The 5,565-nt window shown below is 69.4% G+C and carries 5 protein-coding genes; 3 read left to right on the forward strand and 2 right to left on the reverse strand.

Features of this window, described 5'->3' with window-relative positions:
* Nucleotides 1-221 (forward strand): zinc ribbon domain-containing protein (locus WAN71_RS00710; RefSeq protein ID WP_422223491.1); only part of this gene is annotated, 221 nt, incomplete at its 5' end.
* 45 nt (nt 222-266) lie between these two features.
* On the opposite strand, the gene WAN71_RS00715 is transcribed toward WAN71_RS00710, so the two are convergent.
* Both WAN71_RS00715 and WAN71_RS00720 read right to left on the reverse strand, forming a co-directional pair.
* Nucleotides 267-2,666: a hypothetical protein gene (locus tag WAN71_RS00715; RefSeq protein WP_422223492.1), complete on the reverse strand. Its 2,400-nt coding sequence runs from the start codon at nt 2,664-2,666 to the stop codon at nt 267-269.
* Nucleotides 2,663-3,412 carry an NUDIX hydrolase gene (locus WAN71_RS00720; RefSeq protein WP_422223493.1) on the reverse strand — a complete coding sequence of 250 codons (750 nt, stop codon included), beginning with the start codon at nt 3,410-3,412 and terminating at the stop codon, nt 2,663-2,665. Before WAN71_RS00720 ends, WAN71_RS00715 begins: the two co-directional genes overlap by 4 nt.
* A 176-nt stretch (nt 3,413-3,588) precedes the next feature.
* Between WAN71_RS00720 and WAN71_RS00725 the strand changes: the two genes are divergently transcribed.
* Entirely contained in the window at nt 3,589-5,052 is a 1,464-nt protein-coding gene (locus WAN71_RS00725) for a CCA tRNA nucleotidyltransferase (RefSeq protein WP_422223494.1), read from the forward strand.
* 24 nt (nt 5,053-5,076) lie between these two features.
* The coding region (locus WAN71_RS00730) for a pullulanase (protein ID WP_422223495.1) at nt 5,077-5,565 on the forward strand (489 nt) is incomplete at its 3' end.

Here is a 5,565-nt window from a genome sequence, read left to right on the forward strand (position 1 = left end):
CGTACACATCGCAACGATGCGCCGTGTGCGGGCACACCGCGCCCGGAAACCGTCAGAGCCAAGCGGTTTTCCAGTGCCAAGCCTGCAACGCGGGTCCGTGCAACGCCGACGTGAACGCTGCACGCAATATCGCCGCCGGACGGGCGGTGACAGCACGGGGAGACCTCGGCGCTAGCCGGTCTACGAACCGTGAACCTCAACTCTGCTCTCCTGCCGCATAGGTAGTGGATTGGATTGGATCCTCTGGCTTCAGCCAGAGGAGGACGTCAAACGCGGGGCTCTTCGTCGACGAGGCGATCCGCTTGGCGATCCGGCCGGTCCTGCGGACCATCAAGGTCAGCGGGATCCGGCTGGCCACGGAAGCGGTGCCACAGCCGTCGTCCCGCCAGCGCCACCAGCACTGCCGCCGCACTCAGCGTGATCGCGAACAGCACTTTGCCGTAGGCGTTGGAGTGCACCGACAGCCGCACCGGCTCGCCCAGCGGCACACCGGCCGAGGTGCGCAACGTCACGTCGATGGCCACCCGCTGGGTGAAGTTCACTTCGATCGGCACCCGCAACGGCAGATATCCCGGCGGCAACTCTATTTCGCCGAGATCGGTGACGCGCATCCCGGGCGGGGCTTCGACGTGCAGTCGCACCCGGATCGGGACGGCCAGCCCGTTGTGCAGGGCCAGCGGGAGCGGGCTGTGCTCGGTGGCCAACGTGTAGGACCCGGTCGGGTTGACGATGGTGACCGCGCCGAACAAGTCAGCTATCGCGGCGCCGACGATTTCCAGCCGCCGTTGTGCCAGCCCGTTGCGGGTGTCGGGTCGTTGGGCCTGGCTGACGGCACGCAGCATGTCCTCGCGTAGCGGCGCGGTATAGCCGACACCGCTCAGCCCGGTGCGAGCATCGGGCGTCAACGCCGCGGTCAGCCCCCACAGCTGGCCCACCTCGCTAGCGATCGTGGCGACGACGCTGTTATCGAACCGGCCGCGTTCGGCTGCCTCGACGCCGGAATGGAGCGGCGTGGCGGTGACGGGTGGAGTGGCTGATGCGTCGGCGATCAGCGCCGGCAGCGGACGTGGCACCGCCAGCCCGGAGCGGATCGCCGTCGCCAGCGTGCTCAAGATGGCGGCCGCGTCGTCGGACCGCAGTTTCCAGTTGGTCGGCGGCAACAGAACCTCGGCGCGCGGGGTCACGCTCGGCTGCAGCGTCCGCCACAGCACCGAGCCCAGCGCGTCCTGACGGCGGGCGGTCTCGGAGTCGTGCTGAAACCGAACCGCGAGCGCGGCGTTCAAGTAAGTCGGGGCGACCGGATCGGAGCCGGCTGCCGCGAAGGCAGCGCCAACCGCGGGGTCGAACGGCTCGACCACCACCTGCGGCGACAACCGCCGCGGCGCGGTGTCCGCCGGGGCCGGCGCGGCGGCGGCAGTTTCTTCTGCGGAAGAGTCGGCGGCAGCGATCACCACGGTATTACCGTTGCCGCTCAACAGGTTCACGGTGCGGCGGGTCAACGAGCCGTCGGGGATGAGGGTGGCGCCGCGAACCGCAGTGGCGCCCAGGATTTGGTCGACGACGTCGCCGGCAGAACTGGTGGCGATCGCGCTGAGGCCGGCATCGCCGACACGTTGCACCGCGTCGAGGTCGGCCTGGGCGTATGGCAGCGGGGCCACACACATCCGGTGAGCCAGTGCGCGCAACCGGTTCAACCAGCTCGCCGCCGCGGCCTGCCCGGTCCCTGGATGCGTCGGCGTACCCGGTGGTTGGGCAGCGCCGTCGGGGGAGTCGGAGACGACGTAACCACCGGTCATCGCGTTGACGGTGACCAGAAGGTCCGCGTCGACTGTCAGGCACAGCGAGCGGCTGACAGCGCCATCGGGGTCGACGTCGCGGCTGGTCGCGAACTCGGCCGCGGCCAGCAAGATGTCCAGCCGGCCGCCGGTGGCCAGCGAGGTCGCCAGCTCGTCGTCCAGCAACCGCACCGGGATCGTGCCGCCGGGTGCACCGGGCGCCAGTCGGGGCCGGTCGGCCAGTGGCCACAGCATGGTGATCGGGACGGGTTTGGAGATGTCGGGCGCGATGACGGCGCTCAACGCGTCACCGGCGGTGTCCAGCGGATCCGGTGGTACTCCCACCACCGGCAGCAGGAGCCGCGCGTTGTCGAGCCGTGCCGGTTCGCCGTAGTCCGGTGTTCCGTTGGCGTTGACCAGCAGCGGGTAGACGCCGGGCTTGCCGATCGCCAGCGAGGGTTTGGTCAGCGAACGGACCGGGGCGGACAGCTTGAAGGCGACCTTCTGGCCGCGTTGCAGCTCACTGGCCACGGTCAGGAAGTCGGTAACCGCCTCGTATTGGTCGGTGCTGCCGTCGAGGTTGGTGCGCAACCCGGCCGACGTGTTGACCGCCGGGGCGTGCTCGAGGCGGACCATGACGTCGCGGACCCGACGGTCTCCGACGTTGGTCACGGTTCCGCTGACGGTGACGACGGGCTCGCTGGTCGTGGTGACCATCTGCGGGGTCACCTGCTCGATCCGGACCTGGACGAACGGAGTTGCGCCGGGCTCGCCCGCGGCGGCGCGCGGCGCGGCGATGGGTAGTGTGAGCGCGGCTCCTAAACCAGTCAGGATGCCGACCACGACGGCGAGGCGCACGACGGCGGCCTGCCGGAGCCGCGACATGGTCACGGCCCGGGACCGCGACCGTTCTTCCGGCCTCGCACTGACTCGTCGGGCCGACGGTTTCGGGTGCGCGAGTGAGTTTGCGGCCGCCGCCGCGGCGAAGTGGGCGGTAGTGGCGGCAGCGCGGCCGGGCCGTCGGTCTGCAGCTTGTCGATCAGCTCGTCGGCCACCTCGGCCAGTTTGCGTTCGTCGGCGTAGGCCAGCCGGGACACCAGCTCGGGAATCGGCACCCACGCCACCTCGGCGACTTCGACGTCCTCGTCGGACAGCTCTCCACCCGAGCAGCGCATTAAATAATGGTGCACGGTCTTGTGCACTCGTCGCCCGTCGGTGACGAACCAGTAGTCGATTCTGCCGAGCTCCGCCAACACGCTGCCCTGGATCCCGGTCTCCTCGGCGACCTCGCGGATCGCGGTCTGCTCGGCCGTCTCACCGAGCTCGATATGCCCCTTGGGCAACGACCACAGCATCCGACCGCGGCGATCGACGCGGCCGATGAGCGCGGCGACCTGCTCGTCGCGGGGTCTGTCGATGTTGTCGATGACCAGTCCGCCAGCCGACGTTTCGTGCACAGTTCGGAGTCGTTCGGGGCCGCGGCGGGTGGAACGGGACGGACCGGGCTTTTCGCCACCGGCTGGTGTGCTGCCGTCGATCGCCGCATTGTCGGTTTTGCCGTGGCCGGACCCGGCGCCGCGCCGACCACGACGCCTCCCGCGGCGCCGACGTGGTTGCGCTTTTTCGCCGTCCGACACCCAAGCGATAGTAGCTGGCGTGCTACGACGCTCCCCGGCGCACTCGCCGGTCGTGCACTGCCCGTCGGCAGAGCAGGCTCATCGCTTCGGGCGACGATGCGGGCCGGAACGGCCCGGGTGGGGGCACCTCCAGTCGCGCAGCGACTAGGGGGAGAGCCGGACTACGCTATCCGAACGTGCCTGAAGCCGCCGACAATCCCGATCTGCTGACCGCCGCCGCGGTTGCCTTGAACAGGCACGGCGACGTGCTGCGCGAGCTCGGCTCGGTGTTCGCCGCCGCTGGCCACGAGTTGTATCTGGTGGGCGGCTCGGTGCGCGATGCGCTGATGGGCCGGCTGAGCCCCGATCTCGACTTCACCACCAACGCCCGGCCCGAGCAGGTGCAGAAGTTGCTGCGGCCGTGGGCAGACGCGCTGTGGGACACCGGCATCGCGTTCGGGACCGTCGGTGTGGGCAAGGGTGAACATCGGCTGGAGATCACCACCTTTCGCGCCGACCGATATGACCGGGTGTCGCGCAACCCGGAAGTGCGTTTCGGCGACTCGCTGGGCGACGATCTGGTGCGCCGCGACTTCACCGTGAACGCGATGGCGGTGCGCGTCACGGCAGCCGGACCCGGCGAATTCGTCGATCCCCTAGGCGGTTTGCCCGCGCTGCGGGCCGGGGTGCTGGATACCCCGACGATCCCGTCGGAGTCCTTCGGCGACGACCCGCTGCGGATGCTGCGCGCAGCGCGGTTCGTCTCGCAACTTGGCTTCGCGGTCGCCCCGCGGGCGCGCTCGGCGATCGAGGAGATGGCGCCGGAGTTGGCCCGGATCACCGCCGAGCGGGTAGCAGCCGAACTGGACAAACTGCTGGTGGGCGACGACCCGGTGGCCGGCATCGAGCTGATGGTGCAGACCGGGATGGGCGAAGTCGTGCTGCCCGAGGTCGGCGGCATGCAAATGGCGATCGACGAGCACCACCAGCACAAAGACGTCTACCAGCATTCGCTGACCGTGCTGCGCCAGGCGATCGCCTTGGAAGACCCCCCTCCAGAAGGAGGCCCTGACCTGGTGTTGCGCTGGGCGGCGCTGCTGCACGACATCGGCAAGCCGGGCACCCGCAAGCACGAGCCCGACGGCGGAGTCAGCTTCCATCACCACGAGGTGGTCGGGGCCAAGATGACTCGAAAGCGGTTGCGGGCGTTGAAGTATTCCAAACAAATGGTCGACGACGTATCGCAGCTGGTGTACCTGCATCTGCGATTCCATGGTTACGGCGAGGGCCGGTGGACCGACTCGGCGGTGCGTCGCTATGTCACCGACGCAGGACCGTTGTTGCCTCGGCTGCACAAGTTGGTGCGGGCCGACTGCACCACCCGCAACCGGCGGCGGGCCGCCCGGCTGCAGGCCAACTACGACGGCCTGGAGGCGCGCATCGCCGAGCTGGCCGCCCGGGAGGACCTGCAGCGGGTCCGTCCCGATTTGGACGGCAACCAGATCATGGAACTGCTGGGCATTCCGCCGGGCCCGCAGGTCGGGGAGGCGTGGAACTACCTCAAAGAATTGCGGCTGGATCGTGGCCCGCTGACCCGGGATGAGGCGACGGCTGAGCTGATGACCTGGTGGCGCGCGCGGGGTACCCCCGGGAACCCCTAGTGGCCCGGCGGCGTCCCACTTGGCATGGAGTACTGCTTGGGCGCGGGCGACGGCACGGCGACGATCTGGGACCGCGGCCCGGATATCGACCTGGACGGTGACGGCCGGCTGGATGCGGTCAGTCTGGATTTCGACGGCGACGGTCTGGCCGATGACGCCTTAGCCGATTTCGACGGCGACGGTATCGCCGACCATGCCGTGCTCGATCTCGACAACGACGGCACCGCCGAAAGCTACTTCACCGACGACGGGTCGGGGACCTGGGCGGTGGCCGTGAGTCCGCCGCGAGCGGGCCAGCCCGCGCAGGGCAAGACCGCCGTTGGGCAACTCCGCTGGCTGGGGCTCGACGGCGTCGAGCACACCGGCGGGCCGCTGGTGGACTTCGACGGCGACGGCCAGGTCGACGACCGGGTGCTTGACAGCGACGGTAATGGGCTAGCCGACCGGGCAATCTGCGCCGAGGAGAACGGCGTGACGGGCTACGTCGATACCGATGGGGACGGACGGTGGGAC

Origin of the sequence: Mycobacterium sp., from assembly GCF_049280035.1 — a bacterium.
Classification (GTDB): Bacteria; Actinomycetota; Actinomycetes; order Mycobacteriales; family Mycobacteriaceae; genus Mycobacterium.